General features: G+C 60.9%; 2 protein-coding genes. One reads left to right on the top strand and one right to left on the bottom strand.

Going from position 1 to position 2476, the window contains the following annotated elements; all coding sequences use genetic code 11:
* Positions 1 to 358: 358 nt before the first annotated feature.
* On the bottom strand, positions 359 to 1210 hold the full coding sequence (locus F6X40_RS41270) for a LysR substrate-binding domain-containing protein (protein WP_187631860.1): 852 nt from the start codon (positions 1208 to 1210) through the stop codon (positions 359 to 361).
* Positions 1211 to 1324: 114 nt separating this feature from the next.
* On the opposite strand from F6X40_RS41270, the gene F6X40_RS41265 reads away from it, so the two are divergent.
* The gene (locus tag F6X40_RS41265) at positions 1325 to 1975 is read left to right on the top strand and encodes an FMN-dependent NADH-azoreductase (protein WP_187631859.1); all 651 of its coding nucleotides are present in this window, start codon (positions 1325 to 1327) and stop codon (positions 1973 to 1975) included.
* The last annotated feature ends 501 nt before the right edge of the window (positions 1976 to 2476 follow it).

Raw genomic sequence — 2476 nt, 5'->3', positions numbered from 1 at the left:
CGGCTCCTGCTGGAGAACGAGGCGGATTGCCTCATTCGCCAACATAAAACCGCGTGACCGGCCTCGCCCTGACCTCCCGCGTCGGACCGGAGCCCTCTACCGCGCGAGCGGTTTCGTTCGCCGACCCCATCCGGTCACTGGATCCCTCGCCACTTCAATGGCAGGTTCCAAACGTTCAGCGGTCATCCGGGCGTTGTTCTCTCCCCGCAAGTACTCGGCCCCAATCGCTTGTCCTCAACTCGATACGACCGTTGCCAGCGTCCGTGGGCACGAGCTGCCACTGAAACTCAGTGAACCGATGAGGATGCGTGTGCCTCTGGCCGTGAAAATCCCAAACCTGTCGCCGCGATGACCGTGGTCATCCTTTGTGCGCGAATGCCAGCACGATTGCGTTGCCCAGTTCATCGACAACCCTTGCCGATGCGCCCGGCGCCGCGAACATCGTGAACTCGACATCGGGCAGTGCCGGCAGGCCGGCATCCGGCGCGATCGCACGCAAGCCGTGCGCAAGTTGTGTATGCACGATCGGTGTCACCGCAAAGCCCGCGTGCGCAGCGGCGCACAGGCCAGCGCCGCTCGGGCACACCAGCACGATCCGGTAATCCACGCCAGCGCGGGCAAGCGCTGTCAGTGAGGCCTCACGATACGGGCAGGGTTCCGGCAGCAGCGCAATCGGCACCGGTACGCCAGCCGTTAGCGACGCCCAATCCGCACCGGCCCAAACAAGCGGCTCGCGCCAGAGCACGCGTCCGGAGCGCGCATCGTGGCAGCGTCCACCAATCACCACGTCCAATTCACTGTGATCCATCGCCTGGAGCAGTTCGCCCGGGATACCGACCCTGATGCTGAACGCGATGCGCGGGTACCGCACGGCAAACGCCTGCATCACGTGCATCAGTCTGACATTGGCGAGGTCTTCCGACAGACCCACGCGGATCGTGCCCTCACTCGGTCCGCGAAGCAGCTGCGCCCGCGCGTCCTGATTAAGCGCGAGGATGGCGCGCGCGTAACCCAGCAGCAGTTCGCCGTCCACTGTGAGCGTGACCGAGCGCGTTGTGCGCACGAGCAGGTCGCGGCCGATCTGTTTTTCGAGACGCCGCAGATGCGCGCTGACCGCAGACTGCGTCAGATTCAGACGGGCCGCGGCGTGCGTGAAGCCTCCTTCCTGAACCACGGCCACAAAAGAGCGCAGCAAAACGGTATCGAACATTAGATGCCCCCGCAATACAGTGCGAATGCTACTGAATATCGCGATGATACTTCGTTTATATTTTGAATCGAACTATGTTCTGATGAGGGTCATCAACCCATCAGGAGTCGTTCCATGTCGACCTTGCTGCATATCGAATCCTCCCCGCGCAAGTCGCGGTCCGCATCACTCGACGTTGCGCACGCGTATCTGGAGGCCTGGCGCGACGCTCATCCGAATCATCGGATCGACGTGCTCGACCTGTGGGCGACTCAATTGCCGGAACTCGACGGCGACGCGCTCGATGCCAAATACGCGGACTTGAGCGGCACGCCTCTCAGCGAAGGCCAGCAGCAAGCGTGGGCAGGTTTCCGGCAGCTAGCGCAGCGGATGCACGACGCGGATACGCTGCTGTTCTCCGTGCCGCTGTGGAATTTTTCCATCCCATACAAGCTCAAGCATTTCATCGACGCCGTGTCCCACCGGGACATCCTCTTCTCATTCGACGAGCGTGGGTTAGCGGGATTGCTGAAGGGCAAGAAAGCAGTCGTGATCTATGCGAGAGGCCTCGACTATTCAAAGCAGTCGAGCACGCCCGCCGAGTCGTTCGACTTTCAGCGGCCGATTTTTGAAGCGTGGCTGCGCCTCATCGGTATCACCGACATCGAATCGATCATCGTCGAGAAAACTCTCTTTGGACCTGAAGTCGATCACGCGGGCAGACAGGCTGCGCGCGAACAGGCAGTGGCGCTGGTAGACGCGGCTTCAGCTTCGGTTGATGGCTGAACTAAGTCCGGACCACCAACGCGTTGCGTCACGGTTCATTGCGCCGATATTCATTGCGTTGAGTAACATCTGTTTTGCGCAGTGGATAGGCCGCCGCTACAAATCGAATCGTGGACATTCGTTGCCCATGCCGGCAAGGTGTGCCTGGCGATCCTCTTCGCTCCCAAAGGCGTCGAAGACGCCGAACGTCGTCGGCGAGAGCTGATCGACGTTCTGGCTATGAAGAACGAGCTGGCCTGATTCCCGGTTATCTATCACCGATCAATCCTCGCCCGTCAAGCGTGATTGCGCGAAACTGCGGGCAACTACAGACAATTCTGGAGAGTACAATGTTTGCACTGCGAAAGAACCTGGCGATTGCCGCCCTGGCCCTTGGCGCCACGATGGCTCACGCCGAGGCAAAGGCGGCTGCGAAAGATGTTGTCATTGTTCACGGCGCACTGGTGGATGGCTCCGGCTGGCGGGCCGTCCACGACATCCTGGTCAAGGATGGTTACCATG

The sequence above is a fragment of the Paraburkholderia sp. UCT31 genome (assembly GCF_014397655.1).
GTDB classification, from domain to species: domain Bacteria; phylum Pseudomonadota; class Gammaproteobacteria; order Burkholderiales; family Burkholderiaceae; genus Paraburkholderia; species Paraburkholderia tuberum.
This window is presented reverse-complemented; position numbering and strand designations above follow the sequence as displayed.